The 21,081-nt window shown below is 60.8% G+C and carries 17 protein-coding genes; 11 read left to right on the plus strand and 6 right to left on the minus strand.

The genetic code is table 11. The annotated features are described in order from the left end of the window. Positions 1-103 precede the first annotated feature (103 nt). The 6 genes from J0G10_RS06505 to J0G10_RS06530 all read right to left on the minus strand — a co-directional run bounded on the left by J0G10_RS06505 (position 104) and on the right by J0G10_RS06530 (position 6,998). Positions 104-931 carry an ABC transporter permease gene (locus J0G10_RS06505; RefSeq protein WP_095050358.1) on the minus strand — a complete coding sequence of 276 codons (828 nt, stop codon included), beginning with the start codon at positions 929-931 and terminating at the stop codon, positions 104-106. Then, positions 921-1,856 (minus strand): ABC transporter permease, encoded by a 936-nt coding sequence (locus tag J0G10_RS06510; RefSeq protein ID WP_220558107.1) that lies wholly within the window; start codon positions 1,854-1,856, stop codon positions 921-923. The genes J0G10_RS06505 and J0G10_RS06510 overlap by 11 nt, the downstream gene beginning before the upstream one ends. Position 1,857: 1 nt before the next feature. Then, entirely contained in the window at positions 1,858-2,895 is a 1,038-nt protein-coding gene (locus tag J0G10_RS06515; protein WP_220558109.1) for an ABC transporter ATP-binding protein, read from the minus strand. A gap of 364 nt (positions 2,896-3,259) precedes the next feature. Further along, positions 3,260-4,411: a putative ABC transporter substrate-binding protein YdcS gene (ydcS, locus tag J0G10_RS06520; RefSeq protein WP_220558111.1), complete on the minus strand. Its 1,152-nt coding sequence runs from the start codon at positions 4,409-4,411 to the stop codon at positions 3,260-3,262. A gap of 83 nt (positions 4,412-4,494) precedes the next feature. Continuing rightward, entirely contained in the window at positions 4,495-5,952 is a 1,458-nt protein-coding gene (locus tag J0G10_RS06525; protein WP_095050362.1) for a gamma-aminobutyraldehyde dehydrogenase, read from the minus strand. Between the two features lie 131 nt (positions 5,953-6,083). Continuing rightward, a complete protein-coding gene (locus J0G10_RS06530) occupies positions 6,084-6,998 on the minus strand; it encodes a LysR family transcriptional regulator (protein ID WP_053117503.1) in 915 nt (304 codons plus the stop codon). Positions 6,999-7,176: 178 nt separating this feature from the next. Between J0G10_RS06530 and J0G10_RS06535 the strand changes: the two genes are divergently transcribed. The 11 genes from J0G10_RS06535 (at position 7,177) to J0G10_RS06585 (ending at position 20,958) form a co-directional block, all read left to right on the plus strand. Further along, on the plus strand, positions 7,177-7,899 hold the full coding sequence (locus tag J0G10_RS06535; RefSeq protein WP_095050363.1) for a tellurite resistance TerB family protein: 723 nt from the start codon (positions 7,177-7,179) through the stop codon (positions 7,897-7,899). Between the two features lie 368 nt (positions 7,900-8,267). Then, positions 8,268-9,890 carry a methyl-accepting chemotaxis protein gene (locus J0G10_RS06540; protein ID WP_095050364.1) on the plus strand — a complete coding sequence of 541 codons (1,623 nt, stop codon included), beginning with the start codon at positions 8,268-8,270 and terminating at the stop codon, positions 9,888-9,890. Continuing rightward, positions 9,890-10,426 carry a chemotaxis protein CheW gene (locus J0G10_RS06545; RefSeq protein ID WP_095050365.1) on the plus strand — a complete coding sequence of 179 codons (537 nt, stop codon included), beginning with the start codon at positions 9,890-9,892 and terminating at the stop codon, positions 10,424-10,426. Before J0G10_RS06540 ends, J0G10_RS06545 begins: the two co-directional genes overlap by 1 nt. Then, entirely contained in the window at positions 10,423-11,694 is a 1,272-nt protein-coding gene (locus J0G10_RS06550) for a CheR family methyltransferase (RefSeq protein WP_220558113.1), read from the plus strand. Before J0G10_RS06545 ends, J0G10_RS06550 begins: the two co-directional genes overlap by 4 nt. Next, positions 11,691-12,374, plus strand: a complete 684-nt coding sequence (locus J0G10_RS06555) for a chemotaxis protein CheW (protein ID WP_095050367.1) — start codon at positions 11,691-11,693, stop codon at positions 12,372-12,374. The genes J0G10_RS06550 and J0G10_RS06555 overlap by 4 nt, the downstream gene beginning before the upstream one ends. After that, positions 12,371-14,659 (plus strand): hybrid sensor histidine kinase/response regulator, encoded by a 2,289-nt coding sequence (locus J0G10_RS06560; protein WP_220558123.1) that lies wholly within the window; start codon positions 12,371-12,373, stop codon positions 14,657-14,659. The genes J0G10_RS06555 and J0G10_RS06560 overlap by 4 nt, the downstream gene beginning before the upstream one ends. Further along, a complete protein-coding gene (gene cheB, locus J0G10_RS06565) occupies positions 14,656-15,666 on the plus strand; it encodes a chemotaxis response regulator protein-glutamate methylesterase (RefSeq protein WP_095050369.1) in 1,011 nt (336 codons plus the stop codon). The genes J0G10_RS06560 and cheB overlap by 4 nt, the downstream gene beginning before the upstream one ends. 48 nt (positions 15,667-15,714) lie before the next feature. Next, positions 15,715-16,716 carry a response regulator gene (locus J0G10_RS06570; RefSeq protein WP_095050370.1) on the plus strand — a complete coding sequence of 334 codons (1,002 nt, stop codon included), beginning with the start codon at positions 15,715-15,717 and terminating at the stop codon, positions 16,714-16,716. A gap of 710 nt (positions 16,717-17,426) precedes the next feature. Further along, positions 17,427-18,522 (plus strand): peptide chain release factor 2 gene (gene prfB / locus J0G10_RS06575; RefSeq protein WP_102900567.1). Its coding sequence is split into 2 segments (ribosomal slippage): positions 17,427-17,498 and positions 17,500-18,522, totalling 1,095 coding nucleotides; the frame shifts between segments, so codons are not numbered across the junction. Between the two features lie 114 nt (positions 18,523-18,636). Continuing rightward, complete coding sequence (lysS, locus tag J0G10_RS06580; protein WP_095126473.1) at positions 18,637-20,139, plus strand: lysine--tRNA ligase; 1,503 nt, start codon at positions 18,637-18,639, stop codon at positions 20,137-20,139. A gap of 105 nt (positions 20,140-20,244) precedes the next feature. Beyond that, a complete protein-coding gene (locus tag J0G10_RS06585; protein WP_095050372.1) occupies positions 20,245-20,958 on the plus strand; it encodes a TetR/AcrR family transcriptional regulator in 714 nt (237 codons plus the stop codon). Positions 20,959-21,081 lie beyond the last annotated feature (123 nt).

Raw genomic sequence — 21,081 nt, forward strand, 5'->3', positions numbered from 1 at the left:
CTGCCGAAGGCTGCGATCTTTTGATCTTGATCTTCAAAGCAATATCAAAAGATCGCAGCCTTCGGCAGCTCCTACACGGGATTCGGTTTCTTCAGTTATTCGGTTATTTGCCACCGCTGCCGGCGACACTCTCGCCACCACGCGTCAGGTAATAAGCACCGAGGATCGGCAGCATCGTCACCATCATCACCAGCATGGCGACGACGTTGGTCACCGGCACATCCCGTGGGCGGCTCAGTTGGTTGAGCAGCCATAACGGCAACGTGCGTTCATGCCCGGCGGTAAACGTGGTGACGATGATCTCGTCGAACGACAACGCAAACGCCAACATGCCGCCGGCCAGCAATGCCGAGCCGAGGTTGGGCAGGATGATGTAGCGAAAGGTCTGCCAGCCATCGGCGCCAAGATCCATCGAGGCCTCGATCAAACTGTGCGAAGTGCGGCGCAATCGGGCGATGACGTTGTTGTAGACGATCACCACGCAGAAGGTCGCGTGGCCGACGATGATGGTGAACATCCCTGGCTCGATCCCCAGCGTCTTGAACGTCGCCAGCAAGGCGATCCCGGTGATGATTCCCGGCAGCGCAATCGGCAAAATCAGCATCAGCGAAATGCCCTGTTTGCCGAAGAAATCGCGGCGGTACAACGCTGCTGAAGCCAAGGTGCCGAGGACCATCGCAATCAACGTGGCGATGGCTGCGATCTGTAACGAAAGCTTGATTGCCTCCAAAACGTCCGGCCGCGAAAACGCCACGCTGAACCAGTGCAACGTAAAGCCCTTCGGCGGAAAGCTGAACGCGGCTTCCTCGGTGTTGAAGGCGTAAAGGAAGATGATCAGGATCGGGAAGTGCAGAAATACCAACCCGCCCCAAGCAGCGACTTTCAGACCTAGAGAGGCTTTCTCCCCCTGCTTTTCTGAATTAGAGCGCATCGAAAGCCCCCAGACGTTTGACGATCGACAGGTAAACCGCGATCAACACAATCGGCACCAACGTGAACGCCGCCGCCATCGGCATATTGCCGATCGCACCTTGCTGCGCGTACACCATGCTGCCGACAAAGTAACCCGGCGGCCCGACCAGTTGCGGCACGATGAAGTCGCCCAGGGTCAGCGAAAACGTGAAGATCGACCCCGCGGCGATGCCCGGAATCGACAGCGGCAAGATCACCTGCATAAAGGTCTGGCGCGGCTTGGCGCCGAGGTCGGCAGAAGCCTGCAACAGCGACGGCGGCAGACGCTCCAGCGAAGCCTGAATCGGCAGAATCATGAACGGCAGCCAGATATAAACAAACACCATGAATCGCCCCAGATGCGAGGTCGACAAGGTGCTGCCACCGACGCCGGGAATCCCCAGAATGAACTGCAACACCGGCTCCATCCCCAAGTGCTGCACGAACCATTGCGCCACACCGCCCTTGGCCAGCAGCAACGTCCACGCATACGCCTTGACGATGTAACTGGCCCACATCGGCATCATCACTGCGATGTAGAAAAACGCCTTGGTCTTGCCCGTGGTGTAGCGCGCCATGTAATAGGCGATCGGGAACGCGACGATGGCGCTGGCGATCGACACAACGATGGCCATGCTCAACGTGCGCAGGATGATGTCGAAGTTCGACGGCTGAAACAGCGCAGCAAAATTCGCCAGGGTCAGGTCAGGCGTGACCGCCATGGTGAAGTCGTCGAAGGTGTAGAAACCCTGCCACAGCAGCACCAGCAACGAGCCGAGATAAATCGCGCCAAACCACAGCAGTGGCGGCACCAGCAGCATCGACAGATAAAGGTTTGGCTTGCGGTAGAGCAGGTTGGAAAACCGGCGCAACGGCGGCGATTGAGTCATCGCGAGCGTGCTCATTTCACACCCCGCTCGTCACGGTGTCGTGCAGCGGGATCATCGCTTCCCGCGCCCAGCGTGCGCTCAGGCGCTGGCCGGTCTGGTGCTGTGCGCTGCTGTCGACCCAATGAGTGTTGGCGTGGCTGATGCTCAGGGTCTGGCCGTTTTCCAGGGTCAATTCATAACGCGTGGCGCTGCCCTGATACTGAATGTCGTGGAGCAAACCGCTGACTTCGATTTCATGGCTGGCCAAGGGGCCTTCGGCGAAACGCACATGTTCCGGACGAATCGAAAACGGCTGCGGATGACCGCTGATTTGGCGTGCGAGATCGCCGCGAATCACGTTCGAGGTGCCGACGAATTCGGCGACGAAAGTGGTGGTCGGTTTCATGTACAGATTGCGCGGCGTGTCGACCTGCTCGATGCGGCCCTTGTTGAACACGGCGACGCGATCGGACATCGACAGCGCTTCGGTTTGATCGTGGGTGACGAAGATGAAGGTGATCCCGAGCTGGCGTTGCAGCTTCTTCAATTCGCTTTGCATTTGCTCGCGCAGTTTCAAATCCAGCGCGCCGAGCGGCTCATCGAGTAGCAGCACACGCGGGCGATTGACCAGGGCGCGGGCGAGGGCCACACGCTGGCGCTGACCGCCGGACAACTGCACCGGTTTGCGTGCGCCGTAACCGCCGAGGGCGACCATGTCCAAGGCTTCTTCGGCGCGTTTATGCCGCTCGTTTTTGCCGACGCCTTTGACCTTTAAACCGTAGGCGACGTTGTCGAGGACATTCATGTGCGGGAACAGCGCGTAGTCCTGAAACACCGTGTTGACGTCACGTTGATACGGCGGCAAACCGGCCGCTTCGACGCCGTGGATACGGATCGAGCCGGCACTCGGTTGTTCGAAACCGGCAATCAGGCGCAGGCAGGTGGTTTTGCCCGAGCCGGAAGGGCCAAGCATGGAAAAGAACTCGCCGTCCTCGATATCGATGGAAACCCGGTCAACGGCCTTCACCTCGCCGAACTGCCGGGAAACGTTGGTGAACTGGACTGCAAGCGTCATGGTGCGGTGCTCCAAAAAGGCGAAGGCCGTCGCAGCGGCCCTGCCCAGCCTTTTGAAAAAACAGTCTTTCGAATGATCGTTCCCACGCTCTGCGTGGTAATGCTGCCTGTGAGGCTCTGCGTCACCTCGTGCAAATGGACGCGGAGCGTCCGGTGATGCATTCCCACGCAGAGCGTGGGAGCGATCGGCATCTAACGGTGAATGCGATCCGCTTTGAGCGCCCTCTCCCTCCGGGAGAGGGCGGGGGGTGAGGGTGGCGGTTTCGGTCATTGCTCTGAGATCAAGAGCAAAGGCAAAAGCTACCCCCTCACCCCAGCCCTCTCCCCCAAGGGGGAAAGGGGGCAGGCCGCGTCGTTATTGAGAGCTAGCGGCCGCCCATGATCGCGATGTAGTCCTGGGTCCAGCGGCTATACGGCACAAATTTGCCACCCTCAGCCTGCGGGGTTTTCCAGAAGGCGATCTTGTCGAACTGGTCGAAGCCGTTGGTCTTGCAACCTTCCGCGCCAAGCAACTCACTCTCTTTGCACGCCGCAGGAACGGCCGGCAACGAACCAAACCACGCCGCCACATCGCCTTGGACTTTCGGTTTCAGCGACCAGTCCATCCACTTGTACGCACAGTTCGGATGCTTGGCCTCGGCGTGCAACATGGTGGTATCAGCCCAACCCGTAGCGCCTTCTTTCGGAATGGTCGAAGCGATCGGCTGTTTCTCGTTCATCAGGCCGTTGACCTGATACGGCCAGGCGCTGGAGGCGACCACGCCCTCATTTTTGAAGTCGCTCATCTGCACCGTGGTGTCATGCCAGTAGCGGTGGATCAACGGCTGCTGTGCGCGCAACAGATCAAGCACGGCTTTGTACTGATCTTCGGTCAGTTGATACGGATCCTTGATACCCAGTTCAGGCTTGGTCGACTTTAGATACAGCGCCGCATCTGCGATGTAGATCGGGCCGTCATACGCCTGCACGCGGCCCTTGTTCGGCTTGCCGTCGGGCAGATCCTGAACGGTGAACACCACGTTCCAACTGCTCGGCGCAGTCTTGAACACGTTGGTGTTGTACATCAGCACGTTCGGGCCCCACTGGTACGGGGTGCCGTAAGTTTGCTTGTTGACTACGTACCACGGCGCATCTTTCAGGCGCGGGTCGAGAGTGTTCCAGTTCGCGATCAAGGCAGTGTTGATCGGTTGCACCCGCTTGCCGACGATCAACCGCAGCGAGGCATCACCCGACGCGGTGACCAGGTCGTAACCGCCCTTGGCCATCAAGCTGACCATTTCGTCCGAGGTCGCAGCGGTCTTCACATTGACCTTGCAGCCGGTTTCTTTTTCGAAACCGGTGACCCAGTCGTAAGCCTTGTCGCTCTCGCCACGTTCGATGTAACCCGGCCACGCAACGATATCCAGCTGACCTTCGCCAGCACCGACAGCCTTTAACGGCTCGGCCGCTTGCAGGCTGGCGCTGGCCAGCAGGGCCGTGGTGATTGCACTGAGCAGTGCGGTCTTGTGCACGAACATGGTTGAACCCTCTTCTTTAAATTATGGTCGGGGCAGTTGTGAACGCGGTGAAGCATGCCGTTGGCGGCTTGTTATTAGCGTAGTCAGAGATGCTGGCCGTGGCGGGCCATGATGTGCCGCACCACGCTGTAGTCCTGCAGCGAATCACTGGATAAGTCTTTGCCGTAACCGGAGCGCTTCAGCCCGCCGTGGGGCATTTCGCTGACCAGCATGAAATGGCTGTTGATCCAGGTGCAGCCGTACTGCAAGCGCGCGGCAACCTGCATGGCCTTGTCCAGATTCTGTGTCCAGACCGACGAGGCGAGGCCGTATTCGGAGTCGTTGGCCCAGTCGACGGCTTGGGCGAGTTCGTCGAAACGGGTCACCGTGACCACCGGGCCGAACACTTCGCGCTGGACGATTTCGTCGCTCTGTTTGCAACCGGCGAGCAGCGTCGGCTGATAGTAGAAACCGGCACCGGAGTGCACCGCCGCACCGGTCACGCGTTCGATGTGCGGCTGGCCGAGGGCGCGCTCGACGAAACTGGCGACGCGGTCGCGCTGGCGGGTGCTGATCAGCGGGCCGATCTCATTATCGGCATCACGTTTGCCGGCGAAGCGCAGGCTGCTGACGGCGGCGCCGAGTTCGGCGACCAATTTGTCGTGAATCCCGGCCTGCGCGTAGATCCGACAGGCAGCGGTGCAGTCCTGCCCGGCGTTGTAGTAACCGTAAGTGCGCACGCCATCGACCACGGCCTGGATGTCGGCGTCGTTGCAGACGATCACCGGGGCTTTGCCGCCGAGTTCGAGGTGCGTGCGTTTCAGGGTTTTCGCGGCGGCTTGCAGGATTTTCTGCCCGGTAACGATATCGCCGGTCAGCGACACCATGCGCACTTTAGCGTGGCCGACCAAATGGCTGCCAACGCCTTCGCCGCCACCGCAGATGATGTTGATGACCCCGCGCGGGAGGATTTCGGCCAGCGCTGGCGCCAGAGCGAGGATCGACAGCGGCGTGTGTTCGGACGGTTTGAACACCAGCGTGTTGCCGGCGGCGAGGGCCGGGGCGATTTTCCACGCGGCCATCATGATCGGGTAGTTCCACGGCGCAATCGAGGCGACCACGCCAATCGGATCGCGACGCACCATGCTGGTGTAGCCCGGCAGGTATTCGCCGCTGAGCTGACCGGTCTGGCAGCGCACGGCGCCAGCGAAGAAACGGAACACATCGACGGTCGCCGTCAAATCGTCCTGACGCGCCAGGTGCAACGGCTTGCCGCAGTTCAGCGATTCGAGGCGGGCGAGGTGGTCGGCGTGTTTTTCCACGGCGTTGGCGATCTCGAGCAACAGGTTCGAACGTTGCTGAGGTGTGGTGCGCGACCACTCGGCAAATGCGCGGTGGGCGGCGAGGATGGCGGCTTCGACTTGCTCGGTGCTGGCTTCGGCGATGTGCGTGAGGATTTCGCCGGTGGCCGGATTGAGAATCGGCTCGACAAAACCTTCCCCGGCGACCAGTTCGCCGTCAATCAACAACGCGGTACACATCGGGGTCTGCGCGCCAGCCATTTTCCGCGATCTCTTTTCTTGTGTGGCCATTGTTGCTCCCTGAAACCGGGAGCCGACCGTCTTATAGATGCAGCAAGACTAGTGCGCGGCTCCGAGGTCGACAAATACTAAATACTGAAGGCGGCATTCGATTAAATAGATGGCTTGCGCCCGCCGTGGGGTTGCTCACGGGCTACGGTCAGGAATGGGTCGACAAGAGCGGGGCGCGCAGTGCCACGTCGCCAGGCCAGGCCCACGTCCAAGGTCTGATTGAGGTCGGCGATGGGACGCGCTTCGATGATGTCGCCCTCCAGCGACCATGGGCGGTAAGTCATGTCGGGTTGAATCGATACGCCCAGACCGGCGGCGACCAGACTTCGCACCGCTTCGGTCGAGGCGGTTCTCAAGGTGATTTTTGGCTGCAACCCGGCGCCGCGCCACAATCGCTGGGCATTGCGATCCATCTCATCGACGTTTAGCTGAATTAACGGCTCGCGGGCGACGTCGGCGAGGTTGATGCTGTCGTGTTCCAGCAGCGGGTGCTGGGCTGGCAACCATAAACGGTGGGGCGAGTGAGTCAGTACTTCAGTCTGCAAAGCGTGGCGATCTTCGAGGTTGGAGAGGATCAATACGCCGACATCGATCTCGCCACTGACCAGCAAATGCTCGATGTAGGGGCGTTCGTCTTCCATCACTCTGATTTCGACATTGGGATACGCGCGCTGAAAACGGGTGAGCAGATCCGCCAGGTAATAACCGGCGACGAGGCTGGTCACGCCGATGATCAACTGCCCGGCAACCTGATCAGTGCTCTGTTGCAGGCTGCGTTTGGCGTTATCCACGGTCGCCAGAATCAGGTGCGCCTGGCGTAGGAATTGATGACCTTGGTGTGTCAGCGTCATGCCCTTGGCGTGGCGGCTGAACAGGCTGACGCCGATTTCCTCTTCCAGTTGCTGGATCGCCAGGGTCAGGGTTGATTGGGATATGAACGCGGTTTGCGCGGCGGCGGAGATCGAACCGGTTTCGGCCACAGCGATGAAATGACGGATCTGACGCAGGGTCATCATGAGAAGGGCTACCCAGTGGGCGGTTTTTATAGATTGGGCTGAGTGTATATCTATTTTCACGAACGGCTTGGGCGTACTGAGCAACATCTGGAAGCACACTCGCAAGCAGGGCTGGGGCACTTTCGAACTAGGCTGGAGGCCTTATAGATCCGGATAACCCCTGTTTTGGAGGCGGAACATGAACACCCGTGGATTGCTCGATCAACTACTCAAGTCCGGCCAGGATCTGTTGCAGAACAAGGCCGGTGGTTCGCAGAACAAATCGGCCAGCGGTGGCTTGGGCGGTTTGCTCAGCGGCGCTTCAGGCTCCGGTGGCCTTGGCGGTTTGCTCTCAGGCGCAGGTGGTGGCGCATTGGCGGCCGGCGCGATGGGCTTGTTGCTCGGTAACAAGAAAGTGCGCAAGGTCGGCGGGAAAGTCGCGATCTACGGTGGCCTCGCTGCGCTGGGTGTGCTGGCTTACAAAGCCTACGGCAACTACAACGCGCAAAAAGGCACCGCACCACAACGCGAACCACAAACCCTTGATCGCCTTCCACCCGCGCAAGCCGAGCAACACAGCCAAGCCATTCTCAAGGCGCTGGTCGCCGCCGCAAAGGCTGACGGCCACATCGATGACCGTGAGCGCCAACTGATCGAAGGCGAATTCACCAAACTCGACAACGACCAGGAACTGCAACACTGGCTGCACGCGGAACTCAATAAACCTCTCGACCCGACTGACGTGGCCCGCGCCGCGAGCACGCCGGAGATGGCGGCTGAGATGTACATCGCCAGCGTGATGCTGGTGGATGAGGAGAACTTCATGGAGAAGAGCTATCTGGATGAACTGGCGCGGCAGTTGAAGCTGGAGCCGGGGTTGAAGGTGGAGCTGGAGAAGCAGGTGCGGTTGGCTTCTGTGTAGAGACGGCGTGCTTCAACAATCGCAAATCCCCTGTGGGAGCGAGCCTGCTCGCGAAAGCACCGGGTCAGACGACATCAATGTTGACCCTTCCGGCCTCTTCGCGAGCAGGCTCGCTCCCACAGGTTATTCCGGCGTGCACGGAGCCTTCTCGCGATGATGTTTCAGCCTCACTGCATACGCCATGGCCGATCTATCGCCTCTTTTTGCCATTACCCCACTGGCACGCCCACCCGCAATTGTCGGACAGTCCCAGCCCAGAGCCCTCCCGCGACCAAGGCGGACAGGCCCGAGGGTTACAAAGCGTCTTATAAATGAAACACCGCCCTCGGCTATACTCCCCGCATTTCGACTAGGCACGAGGAATCACTGTGAAGAACTGGACGTTGCGCCAACGCATTTTGGCGAGCTTTGCGGTGATTATCGCCATCATGTTGCTGATGGTCGTCGTTTCGTATTCGCGACTGTTGAAGATCGAGGCCAGTGAAAACAGCGTGCGTGATGACGCGATTCCCGGCGTCTATTACAGCTCGATGATCCGTGGCGCCTGGGTCGACAGTTACATGCAGACGCAAGAACTGCTCGGACTCAAGGAAGGTCAGGGGGTTTCCAGCGAGGACGCGGCCGACTACAAGGCTTTCGAGGCGCGTTTGCAGGAGCAGATGGGGAACTATCGCAAGACCATGGCAACCGAGGAGGATCGTGTCGAGTTTGCCGCGTTCGAGAAGTACCACGACGCCTACCTCCAGATTCAGGATGCCGTGCTGGACCTGCACAAGCGCAACCTGGAAGCGGACGCGGTCAGGATGTTCCACGAAAAGCTGACGCCAGCCTGGTATTCCGGGCGCATGAAGCTCAACGACATCATCGGCGAGAACAAGAGAGTCGCCGATCAGGCCATGAACAATATCGACGATGCCGTGGCGGCTGCCAAAGTCAGCATGTTCATTTCACTGCTGGTCGCCGTCCTGGCCGCCGGCCTGTGCGGTCTGTTGCTGATGCGCGCGATCATGGCGCCGATGAGCCGCATTGTGCAGATTCTCGAAATCATGCGCACCGGGGACCTCAGTTCGCGCCTCAATCTCGACCGCAAGGACGAGTTCGGCGCCGTCGAAACCGGCTTCAACGACATGATGACCGAGCTGACTGCGCTGGTATCCCAGGCGCAACGTTCGTCGGTGCAAGTCACCACCTCGGTGACCGAAATCGCTGCCACCTCCAAGCAACAACAAGCCACCGCCACCGAAACCGCCGCGACCACCACCGAGATCGGCGCGACTTCGCGCGAGATCGCCGCTACCTCGCGCGATCTGGTACGCACCATGACCGAAGTGTCCACCGCCGCCGATCAGGCCTCGGTGCTTGCCGGCTCCGGCCAGCAAGGCCTGGCGCGAATGGAAGACACCATGCACTCGGTGATGGGTGCGGCCGATCTGGTCAACGCCAAACTGGCGATCCTCAATGAGAAGGCCGGCAACATCAATCAGGTGGTGGTGACTATCGTCAAGGTTGCCGACCAGACCAACCTGTTGTCGCTCAACGCGGCGATTGAAGCCGAGAAGGCCGGTGAGTACGGCCGCGGTTTTGCCGTGGTCGCCACCGAAGTGCGACGCCTGGCGGATCAGACCGCTGTCGCCACTTACGACATCGAACAGATGGTGCGCGAAATCCAGTCGGCGGTATCAGCCGGGGTGATGGGCATGGACAAGTTCTCCGAAGAAGTGCGCCGTGGCATGTCCGAGGTGCAGCAGGTCGGCGAGCAGCTGTCGCAGATCATCCATCAGGTGCAGGCGCTGGCGCCGCGGGTGTTGATGGTCAACGAAGGCATGCAGGCTCAGGCCACCGGTGCCGAGCAGATCAACCACGCGCTGGTGCAGTTGGGCGACGCCAGCAGCCAGACCGTCGAGTCGTTGCGTCAGGCCAGTTTCGCCATCGACGAACTGAGCCAGGTAGCCGTCGGGCTGCGCAGCGGCGTTTCGCGATTCAAAGTCTGATGAGCGAAATCATCGCCAAACGCAGCGCCGCGCAGGTGGCGAAGCCGGCGTTGTTCCTGCTGTTTCGCATCGGCAGCGAGCGCTACGCCTTGCGCGCCACCGAAGTGGCGGAAGTGCTGCCGCGCCTGCCGCTCAAGCCAATCGCCCGGGCGCCGCAGTGGGTTGCTGGCGTATTTGCCTATCGCGGTGCGGTGGTGCCGGTGATCGACCTCAGTGCGCTGACCTTCGGCCATACCGCCGAGGCGCGCACCAGCACCCGTCTGGTATTGGTCAATTATCGGCCGGATGAAGCGCAACCCGCGCAATGGCTCGGGTTGATTCTCGAACAGGCCACCGACACCCTGCGTTGCCATCCGCAAGAGTTTCAGCCTTACGGCCTCGACAACCGCGCGGCGCCTTACCTCGGCCCGGTGCGTGAAGATGCCCAGGGATTGGTGCAATGGGTACGGGTCAATGACTTGCTCGATGACGCCGTGCGTACTTTGCTGTTCCCCGATCCGCCGCTGAGTCCGGCGCAGCTTGAGGCGCAGGCATGAGCAGCGATCAGCGTTTTTTCGACTTTCTCAAGGAACGCATCGGCCTCGATGTGACGTCGGTAGGGCCGGCGATCATCGAACGCGCCGTACGCCAGCGCACGACACTCTCGCAAGCGGCGCATGCCGATGAGTATTGGCAACTGCTGCAAGGCTCGCGAGACGAACAACAGGCGCTGATCGAAGCGGTGATCGTTCCGGAAACGTGGTTTTTCCGTTACCCGGAATCGTTTGCCACGCTGGGCAAGCTGGCGCGCAATCGCCTCGCCGAGCTGAATAACATGCGTGCGCTGCGCATCCTCAGCCTGCCATGTTCCACCGGCGAAGAACCCTATTCGATTGCCATGGCCTTGCTCGATGCCGGGCTCAAACCGCATCAGTTCAAGGTCGATGGCATGGACGTCAGCCCGCTGTCGGTGGAGAAGGCCCGGCGCGCGGTGTACGGCAAGAATTCGTTTCGCGGCCAGGAACTGGACTTTCGCGAACGGCACTTCACGCCTGAGCAGGACGGCCATCGGGTCAATGACGACGTGCGTGAGCAGGTGCGTTTGCAGGTCGGCAATGTGCTCGATCCGACGCTGCTGGTCAGCGAGCCGGCGTTCGATTTCGTGTTCTGCCGCAATCTGCTGATCTATTTCGATCAGCCGACGCAAAAACTGGTGTTCGAGGTGCTCAAGCGCCTGACGCATTTCGATGGCGTGCTGTTTATCGGCCCGGCCGAGGGCAGTTTGCTCGGACGTTTGGGCATGCGTTCGATCGGTATCCCGCAATCCTTCGCGTTCAGTCGCCATAGCGATCCGCACCCCGAGCCGTTGCCAACGCCCAAGCCCATCGTGGTGCCGGTCAGCCAACCGCCTCGCAGCACGCAGCCAGCACCGGTGCGCACTCGACCGTTTGCCGCCGTAACGCCACTGCCGACCGCCAGCAAAAGTGCCAACCCGGACGCGGCGACCCTGCTGGCCAACATCGCTGCATTGGCCAACGAAGGCAAAAGTGCCGAGGCCCGCGCTGCCTGCGAACAGTATTTGCGCAGCCACGAACCGGTGGCCCAGGTGTTTTACTGGCTCGGCTTGCTCAGCGATGTCGCCGGCCTGACCCTCGAAGCTCAGGGTTTCTACCGCAAAGCGTTGTACCTCGAACCGCAACATCCCGAAGCGTTGATGCACCTGGCCGCGCTGCTGCAGGCTCAGGGCGATACAACGGGTGCCAGACGATTGCAGGAACGCGCCGCTCGCAGCGGCCGCACTGCCGACAGTGAGCGTAAACGATGATCCCGTCCGACACCTTGAACGTCACCCACGAAGACGCCCGGGCCATCGACGATTGCTGGAACCGCATCGGCATTCATGGCGACAAGTCCTGTCCGCTGCTCGACGACCACATTCATTGCCGCAATTGTTCGGTGTATTCCGCCGCCGCCACGCGCCTGCTCGACCGTTATGCGTTGCAGCAGGACGAACGCGACCCGGTGGCGATCGCTGTGGAAAGCGACGTGAAAACCCGCTCGCTACTGATGTTCCGGCTCGGTGAAGAATGGCTGGGGCTGGCGACGCGCAGTCTCGTCGAAGTCGCGCCACTGCAGGCGATTCACTCGTTGCCGCACCAGCGCTCACGCGCATTGCTCGGTGTGGCCAATGTGCGCGGCGCGTTGGTGGCGTGCCTGTCGCTGGTTGAATTGCTCGATCTGGATGGCAACGCCGCGCCAGCCACCGGCGCGCGCATCATGCCGCGCATGCTGATCATCGCCGCCCATGGCGGGCCGGTGGTGGTGCCGGTGGATGAGGTCGACGGTATTCATGCCATCGACGAGCGCATTCTTGATGCCGCCTCGCAGTCCGGCGTGCAAGCCAGTGCCAAATACACCCGTGGTGTTCTGCAGTATCGCGGTCGTAGCCTGCGTTGGCTGGATGAAGAACAGCTGCTGTCCGCCGTGACCCGGAGCCTCACATGACCCCTGAGCAAATGCGCGACGCCTCGCTGCTTGAGCTGTTCAGCCTCGAAGCCGAAGCCCAGACCCAAGTGCTCAGCGCCGGATTGCTGGCCCTGGAGCGCAACCCGACCCAGGCCGATCAACTGGAATCGTGCATGCGCGCGGCGCATTCGCTCAAAGGCGCGGCGCGAATTGTTGGCATCGACAGCGGCGTCAGCGTCGCCCATGTCATGGAAGATTGCCTGGTCAGCGCGCAGGAAGGGCGCTTGTTGCTGCGGCCCGAACATATCGATGCGCTGTTGCAGGGCACCGATTTGCTGATGCGCATCGCTACACCGGCCAATGCGCCGCAGCCGAGCGATATTGAAACTTATGTGGCGTTGATGGCGGGTTTGCTCGATCCGTCGACGCCGCTGGCAGCGTTCGTTGCGCCGCCGATGGCCGAGTTGCAACTTGAAGCGCCGCCCGTATTTGAACTGACGCCAGCGCCGATCATCGAAGCCCCGGTCGAAACCTCTGAATCGGCGCCACGCAAAAGCAAACGCACCACCGAAGGTGGCGAGCGGGTGCTGCGGGTCACCGCTGAACGGCTGAACAGTTTGCTCGATCTATCGAGCAAGTCGCTGGTGGAAACCCAGCGCCTCAAACCGCATCTGGCCACCATGCAGCGCCTCAAACGCATGCAGAACAACGGCTTGCGTGCGCTGGAAAATCTCAACGTGCACCTCAAGGAACACGCGCTGAGCCTTGAAGCGCTCGAAGCCTTGGAAGACGCGCGGCGTTTGCTCGCCGAATCCCAGCAATTGCTGAGCGAGAAAAACGCCGAACTCGACGAGTTCGCCTGGCAGGCCAGCCAGCGCGCACAAGTGCTCTATGACACGGCGTTAGCCTGCCGCATGCGGCCCTTTGCGGACGTGCTGACCGGTCAGGTGCGCATGGTCCGCGATCTGGGCCGCAGCCTCGGCAAGCAGGTGCGGCTGGAGATCGAAGGCGAGAAAACCCAGGTCGATCGCGATGTCTTGGAAAAACTCGAAGCGCCGCTCACCCATTTGCTGCGCAACGCCGTCGATCACGGTATTGAAACCCCTGAGCAGCGTCTGCTTAAAGGCAAATCAGAAGAGGGCCTGATCCGCCTGCGCGCCTCGCATCAGGCCGGCCTGCTGGTGCTGGAATTGAGCGATGACGGCAATGGCGTCGATCTGGAAAAGGTCCGCCGCAGCATTGTCGAGCGGCAGCTATCCCCAGCGGAAACGGCGGCGCAGTTGAGCGAGGAAGAACTGCTGACGTTCCTGTTTCTCCCCGGTTTCAGCCTGCGCGACACGGTCACCGAAGTGTCCGGGCGGGGCGTCGGCCTCGATGCTGTTCAACACATGGTTCGCCAGTTGCGCGGTGCGGTGGTGCTGGAGCAGACGGCGGGCGAGGGCAGTCGCTTTCATCTGGAGGTACCGCTGACCTTGTCGGTGGTACGCAGTCTGGTGGTGGAAGTTGGCGAAGAGGCCTACGCCTTCCCACTGGCGCACATCGAACGCATGTGCGATCTGGCGCCGGAGGACATCGTGCAGGTCGAAGGCCGTCAGCATTTCTGGCACGAAGGCCAGCACGTCGGGCTGGTTGCGGCCAGCCAGTTGCTCAACCGCCCGGCCAGCCAGAACACCGGCGAAACCCTTAAAGTCGTGGTGATCCGCGAGCGTGATGTGGTTTATGGCGTTGCCGTGGAGCGCTTCATTGGCGAGCGCACGCTGGTGGTCTTACCACTCGATGAGCGTCTGGGCAAAGTGCAGGACATCTCCGCCGGCGCTTTGCTTGACGACGGTTCGGTGGTGTTGATCGTCGACGTCGAAGACATGCTGCGCTCGGTGGACAAACTGCTCAATACCGGGCGCCTTGAGCGCATCGCGCGTCATGGCAATCAAGCCGCCGAGGCGGCGCGCAAGCGGGTGTTGGTGGTCGACGACTCGCTGACCGTGCGCGAACTGCAACGCAAACTGCTGCTCAATCGCGGCTACGACGTCGCGGTGGCGGTGGACGGCATGGACGGTTGGAACGCGCTGCGTTCGGAGGACTTCGATTTGCTGATCACCGACATCGACATGCCGCGCATGGACGGCATCGAGCTGGTCACCCTGCTGCGCCGCGACAACCGCCTGCAATCGCTGCCGGTGATGGTTGTGTCATACAAGGATCGGGAAGAGGACCGCCGCCGTGGCCTCGATGCCGGCGCCGACTATTATTTAGCCAAAGCCAGTTTTCATGACGACGCCCTGCTCGACGCAGTGGTCGAGCTTATTGGAGGAGCGCGGGCATGAAGATCGCCATCGTCAACGACATGCCCATGGCGGTGGAGGCCCTGCGCCGGGCGCTGGCCTTCGAGCCGGCGCATCAGGTGGTCTGGGTCGCCCGCAACGGTGCCGAGGCAGTGCAACTGTGCGCTGAAAATACTCCGGACCTGATCCTGATGGACCTGATCATGCCGGTGATGGACGGCGTCGAAGCCACGCGCCGGATCATGGCCGAAACCCCGTGCGCGATCGTCATTGTGACGGTCGATCGCCAGCAGAACGTGCACCGGGTCTTCGAAGCCATGGGGCACGGCGCGCTGGACGTGGTCGATACCCCGGCTCTCGGCGCCGGCAATGCGCAGGAAGCGGCGGCGCCGTTGCTGCGTAAAATCCTCAATATTGGCTGGCTGATCGGCGACAAGCCGCAACGCTCACGCCCGGCGCCTACACCCCAGCGCAGCTCCGCTTCGTGCAAGCGGCTGGTGGCGATCGGATCGTCTGCGGGCGGCCCGGCAGCGCTGGAAGTCTTGCTCAAAGGCCTGCCCCGTGACTTCTCGGCGGCAATTGTGCTGGTGCAGCACGTCGATCAGGTGTTCGCCGCCGGCATGGCCGAATGGCTGGCCAGCGCCAGCGGCCTCGATGTGCGCCTGGCCCGCGAGGGCGAACCGCCGCAGGCCGGCGCGGTGCTGCTGGCCGGCACCAATCACCATATTCGCTTATTGAAAAACGGCACGCTGGCCTACACCGCCGAGCCGGTCAACGAGATCTACCGCCCCTCGATCGATGTGTTTTTCGACAGTGTCGCCAGTTATTGGAATGGCGACGCGATCGGGGTTTTATTGACCGGGATGGGACGCGACGGCGCGCAAGGGCTTAAGCTCATGCGCCAGCAGGGTTACCTGACCATCGCGCAGGATCAGCAAAGCAGTGCGGTGTACGGCATGCCCAAAGCCGCCGCGGCGATTGATGCCGCGGTTGAAATCCGTGCACTGGAAAAGATAGCGCCACGATTGCTGGAGGTTTTTCCCAAATGAACAGGTTTATCCGCAATCCTGGCCCCCGCAGTACTCAGGTGACCGCCCATGAATGACTTACAGATCGACGACATTAAAACCGACGAAAACGCCGCCATGGTGTTGTTGGTGGACGATCAAGCGATGATCGGCGAAGCGGTGCGCCGTGGGCTGTCGAATCAAGAAAACATCGACTTCCACTTCTGCTCCGACCCGCAGCAGGCCATTGCCCAGGCGGTGCGGATCAAACCGACGGTGATTCTCCAGGACCTGGTGATGCCCGGCCTCGATGGCCTGAGCCTGGTGCGCGAATACCGCAATCACCCGGCGACCAAAGACATCCCGATCATCGTTCTGTCGACCAAGGAAGACCCGCTGATCAAGAGCGCGGCGTTTTCGGCCGGGGCCAACGATTATCTGGTGAAACTGCCGGATACCATCGAACTGGTGGCGCGCATCCGCTATCACTCGCGCTCGTACATGACCTTGCTGCAGCGGGATGCCGCGTACCGCGCGCTGCGGGTCAGCCAGCAGCAATTGCTCGACACCAATCTGGTGCTGCAACGGCTGATGAACTCCGACGGCCTGACCGGGCTGTCCAACCGCCGCCACTTCGACGAGTACCTGGAACTGGAGTGGCGCCGCTCGCTGCGGGATCAGACTCAATTGTCGCTGTTGATGATCGACGTCGATTACTTCAAGTCCTACAACGACAGCTTTGGTCACGTTGAAGGCGACGAAGCGTTACGCAAGGTCGCTACGGCGATCCGCGAGGCCAGCGCACGACCGTCGGATTTGCCGGCGCGTTATGGCGGTGAGGAGTTTGTGCTGGTGCTGCCGAACACCTCGCCGGGCGGCGCGCGGCTGGTCGCGGAGAAACTGCGCCAGACCGTGGCATCCTTGAAAATCCCGCACAACACCCCGGCGGAAGGGGCGAGCCTGACCATCAGTATTGGCCTGGCGACCATGGTGCCGCAGGCGGGTAGTGATTGTCGGTTGCTGATTTCGGCGGCGGATCGTGGGTTGTACCTGGCGAAGAACAGTGGGCGTAATCAGGTTGGGATCGAGTAACGGCTTTCCCCTCACCCCAGCCCTCTCCCCGAGGGAGAGGGGGCCGACGGAGGTGTCTGGCGCTGTACATCGACCTGATCGAACGAGTCGATTATGGATCTTCAAGCTTGGCAGTTCCGGATTCAGCTAAGCCCTTTCACGTCGGCGTATCTCCCGAACACCCCCCAATCAGTCCCCTCTCCCTCCGGGAGAGGGCTAGGGTGAGGGGCAGGCTCATGCGCCAATTTCCGCTTGAAATCCTTGGCGATCATGGATTCGGCAAAGCCCTTTCACGTCGGCGTACCTCCCGAATATCCCCCAATCAGTCCCCTCTCCCTCCGGGAGAGGGCTAGGGTGAGGGGCAGGCCCATGCGCCCATTTCCGCCTGAAATCCTTGGCGATCATGGATTCGGCAAAGACCTTTCACGTCGGTGTACCTCCCGAACATCCCCCAATCAGTCCCCTCTCCCTCCGGGAGAGGGCTAGGGTGAGGGGCAGGCCCATGCGCCAATTTCCGCCTGAAATCCTTGGCGATCATGGATTCGGCAAAGACCTTTCACGTCGGTGTACCTCCCGAACATCCCCCAATCAGTCCCCTCTACCTCTGGGAGAGGGTTAGGGTGAGGGCAAAGGCTTTAATGATCCCCACACCCGCCAGACGGGCTGCCGTCACAGCCTGATTACGTTATACTCGCCGGCTTTCAAAAGTTCGCCAACGAGTGCTGCCCGTCATGGAAATCAACCCGATCCTGAACACCATCAAGGACCTGTCCGAGCGCTCCGAAACTATTCGGGGGTATCTTTGACTACGATCAAAAGCATGAGCGTCTGACCGAAGTCAATCGCGAGCTTGAAGATCCGAGCGTCTGGAACAAACCTGAATACGCCCAGGAACTGGGCCGCGAGCGCGCTGCGCTGGCGCAGATCGTCGATACCCTCGATGAACTGAACGGCGGTCTGGCCGATTGCCGTGACCTGCTGGACATGGCCGTCGAAGAAAACGACGAAGGCGCAGTGGGCGATGTCGTCGCCGAACTGGCCCGTCTCGAGGAAAATCTGGCCAAGCTGGAATTCCGCCGCATGTTCAGCCATGAAATGGACCCGAACAACGCGTACCTGGACATCCAGGCCGGTTCCGGCGGCACCGAAGCCCAGGACTGGGCCAACATCCTGCTGCGCATGTACCTGCGCTGGGCGGATAAACGCGGTTTCGACGCGACCATCATGGAACTGTCGGCCGGTGAAGTCGCCGGTATCAAAGGCGCGACCGTGCACATCAAGGGCGAATACGCCTTTGGCTGGCTGCGTACCGAGATCGGCGTACACCGTCTGGTGCGCAAGAGCCCGTTCGACTCCGGCAACCGTCGTCACACCTCGTTCTCCGCGGTTTTCGTCTCGCCAGAGATCGATGACAAGGTGGAAATCGAAATCAACCCGGCAGACCTGCGGATCGACACCTATCGTTCTTCCGGTGCCGGTGGTCAGCACGTAAACACCACCGACTCGGCCGTACGTATCACTCACGTACCGACCAACACCGTGGTCAGCTGCCAGAACGAACGTTCCCAGCACGCCAACAAGGACACCGCCATGAAAATGCTGCGGGCCAAGTTGTACGAGCAGGAAATGCAGAAACGCAACGCCGCGTCGCAAGCGCTGGAAGACACCAAGTCGGACATCGGCTGGGGTCACCAGATTCGCTCGTACGTGCTCGATGCGTCGCGGATCAAGGATCTGCGCACCAACATCGAACGCAGCGACTGCGACAAGGTACTCGACGGCGATATCGACGAATATCTGTATGCCAGCCTGAAATCGGGCCTGTAAAAGACGCAATACAGCATCGGCTGATTCAGTACGATCCCTGTAGGAGCCAGCCCTGCTGGCGATCCCCGGGCCGCAAGGCCCGGGGGCAACGAACCTGATGGAATATCTAAAGACATGAGCGACCAACAACTCGACCCGCAAGCCCTGCAACAGGAAGAAAACTCCCTGATCGCCCTGCGCAAGGAAAAGCTGGCTGCCGAGCGCGCCAAGGGCAACGCCTTCCCGAACGACTTCCGCCGCGAAAACTACTGCGACGCACTGCAGAAACAGTACGCGGACAAGACCAAGGAAGAGCTCGCAGAGGCTGCAATCCCGGTCAAGGTTGCCGGTCGCATCATGCTCAACCGTGGCTCGTTCATGGTGATCCAGGACATGACCGGTCGCATTCAGGTCTACGTCAACCGTAAAACCCTGTCGGAAGACACCCTGGCCGCGGTGAAAACCTGGGACATGGGCGACATCATTGCCGCCGAAGGCACCCTGGCGCGTTCCGGCAAGGGTGACCTGTACGTTGAAATGACCAGCGTGCGTCTACTGACCAAATCGCTGCGTCCGCTGCCGGACAAGCACCACGGCCTGACCGACACCGAACAGCGCTACCGCCAGCGCTACGTTGACCTGATCGTCAACGACGAAGTGCGTCAGACCTTCCGCGTACGTTCGCAAGTGATCGCGCACATCCGTAGCTTCCTGATGAAGCGCGACTTCCTCGAAGTCGAAACGCCGATGCTGCAGACCATTCCGGGCGGCGCTGCGGCCAAGCCGTTCGAAACCCACCACAACGCGCTGGACATGGAAATGTTCCTGCGTATCGCCCCGGAGCTGTACCTGAAGCGTCTGGTGGTCGGTGGTTTCGAGAAAGTGTTCGAGATCAACCGCAACTTCCGTAACGAAGGCGTTTCGACTCGTCACAACCCGGAATTCACCATGTTGGAGTTCTACCAGGCGTACGCCGACTACGAAGACAACATGGACCTGACCGAAGAACTGTTCCGCGAACTGGCGCAGTTGGTACTGGGTAGCACCGACGTGCCGTACGGCGACAAGGTGTTCCACTTCGGCGAGCCGTTCGTACGCCTGTCGGTGTTCGACTCGATCCTCAAGTACAACCCTGAGCTGACCGCCGATGATCTGAACGACATCGACAAGGCGCGCGCCATCGCCAAGAAGGCCGGCGCCAAGGTGCTGGGCTTCGAAGGTCTGGGCAAACTGCAGGTGATGATTTTCGAAGAACTGGTCGAGCACAAGCTGGAACAGCCGCACTTCATTACCCAGTACCCGTTCGAAGTGTCGCCACTGGCCCGTCGCAACGACGACAACCCGAACGTCACCGACCGCTTCGAGCTGTTCATTGGCGGCCGTGAAATCGCCAACGCCTACTCCGAGTTGAACGACGCGGAAGACCAGGCCGAGCGCTTCATGGCGCAGGTGGCCGACAAGGACGCCGGCGACGATGAAGCCATGCACTACGACGCCGACTTCGTGCGTGCGCTGGAGTACGGCATGCCGCCAACGGCCGGTGAAGGTATCGGTATCGACCGTCTGGTGATGTTGCTGACCAACTCGCCGTCGATTCGCGATGTGATCCTGTTCCCGCACATGCGACCGCAAGCGTAAACGTTTCAGTTAAAAAGCCGCCTAAAACAGGCGGCTTTTTATTGCCTGTCTGGTACAAATGTATCAATTGGTTAATTTTGCAATAGCAGAGGAAGTTCTGTCGTGATGGGTGCAATAGCTCAAGAAGGTGCAGCGGGTATCGCCACTGCGGTCGCTGAAAGCGTTCAGTACCAGGGTCGCAAGGCCAGCCGACAGGGCAGTGAGCAGCGTCGCCAGGACATTCTCGACGCGGCGATGCGCATTGTCGTGCGTGATGGTGTGCGTGCCGTGCGCCATCGTGCGGTGGCGGCCGAGGCTGGAGTGCCGCTGTCGGCGACCACCTATTACTTCAAGGATATCGATGACCTGCTCACCGATACCTTCGCTCAATACGTTGAACGCAGCGCGGCGTACATGGCCAAGCTATGGGTCAACAATGAAGGTCTGCTGCGTGACATGGTCGTCAGCGGTGACGGCAGCCCCGAATCGCGCTCGCAACTAGCCGATGACATTGCACGGTTGATGGCCGATTACGTGCATCGTCAGTTGGTTAACCGTCGTGAGCATTTGATGGCCGAGCAGGCGTTCCGTCAGGAAGCGCTGCTCAACCCGCGTCTGGCGATTCTGGTGCGCTCGCATCAGCAGATTCTGTTGCAGGGCACCTGCCAGTTGTTCCAGGTATTGGGCTCGCGTGAACCGCAACAGGATGCCAAGGTGTTGACGGCGATTATCGGTCGGATGGAATATCAGGGCCTGCTCAACGACGCCGAGCCTTTGGCCGAAGAGGACATGCTCGGCATTCTGACGCGCTATATGCACCTGGTGCTTGCGTCGGTCTGACCACAAGATCGTTCCCATGCTCTGCGTGGGAATGCCGCAGGGGACGCTCCGCGTCCCTTCGTCGACATGACGCAGAGCGTCAGTGGATACATTCCCACGCAGAGCGTGGGAACGATCGATCAC

The sequence above is a fragment of the Pseudomonas germanica genome, from assembly GCF_019614655.1.
Lineage (GTDB): Bacteria > Pseudomonadota > Gammaproteobacteria > Pseudomonadales > Pseudomonadaceae > Aquipseudomonas > Aquipseudomonas neuropathica.

What these genes read in the sequence shown, in the direction of transcription:
- J0G10_RS06535 (WP_095050363.1), top strand. Translation starts at nt 7,177, where the DNA reads ATGAACACCCGTGGATTGCTCGATCAACTACTCAAGTCCGGCCAGGAT.
- J0G10_RS06550 (WP_220558113.1), top strand. Translation starts at nt 10,423, where the DNA reads ATGAGCAGCGATCAGCGTTTTTTCGACTTTCTCAAGGAACGCATCGGC.
- ydcS (WP_220558111.1), bottom strand. Translation starts at nt 4,411, where the DNA reads ATGTTCGTGCACAAGACCGCACTGCTCAGTGCAATCACCACGGCCCTG.
- cheB (WP_095050369.1), top strand. Translation starts at nt 14,656, where the DNA reads ATGAAGATCGCCATCGTCAACGACATGCCCATGGCGGTGGAGGCCCTG.
- J0G10_RS06525 (WP_095050362.1), bottom strand. Translation starts at nt 5,952, where the DNA reads ATGGCTGGCGCGCAGACCCCGATGTGTACCGCGTTGTTGATTGACGGC.
- J0G10_RS06570 (WP_095050370.1), top strand. Translation starts at nt 15,715, where the DNA reads ATGAATGACTTACAGATCGACGACATTAAAACCGACGAAAACGCCGCC.
- J0G10_RS06515 (WP_220558109.1), bottom strand. Translation starts at nt 2,895, where the DNA reads ATGACGCTTGCAGTCCAGTTCACCAACGTTTCCCGGCAGTTCGGCGAG.
- lysS (WP_095126473.1), top strand. Translation starts at nt 18,637, where the DNA reads ATGAGCGACCAACAACTCGACCCGCAAGCCCTGCAACAGGAAGAAAAC.
- J0G10_RS06545 (WP_095050365.1), top strand. Translation starts at nt 9,890, where the DNA reads ATGAGCGAAATCATCGCCAAACGCAGCGCCGCGCAGGTGGCGAAGCCG.
- J0G10_RS06560 (WP_220558123.1), top strand. Translation starts at nt 12,371, where the DNA reads ATGACCCCTGAGCAAATGCGCGACGCCTCGCTGCTTGAGCTGTTCAGC.
- J0G10_RS06505 (WP_095050358.1), bottom strand. Translation starts at nt 931, where the DNA reads ATGCGCTCTAATTCAGAAAAGCAGGGGGAGAAAGCCTCTCTAGGTCTG.
- J0G10_RS06510 (WP_220558107.1), bottom strand. Translation starts at nt 1,856, where the DNA reads ATGAGCACGCTCGCGATGACTCAATCGCCGCCGTTGCGCCGGTTTTCC.
- J0G10_RS06555 (WP_095050367.1), top strand. Translation starts at nt 11,691, where the DNA reads ATGATCCCGTCCGACACCTTGAACGTCACCCACGAAGACGCCCGGGCC.
- J0G10_RS06530 (WP_053117503.1), bottom strand. Translation starts at nt 6,998, where the DNA reads ATGATGACCCTGCGTCAGATCCGTCATTTCATCGCTGTGGCCGAAACC.
- J0G10_RS06585 (WP_095050372.1), top strand. Translation starts at nt 20,245, where the DNA reads ATGGGTGCAATAGCTCAAGAAGGTGCAGCGGGTATCGCCACTGCGGTC.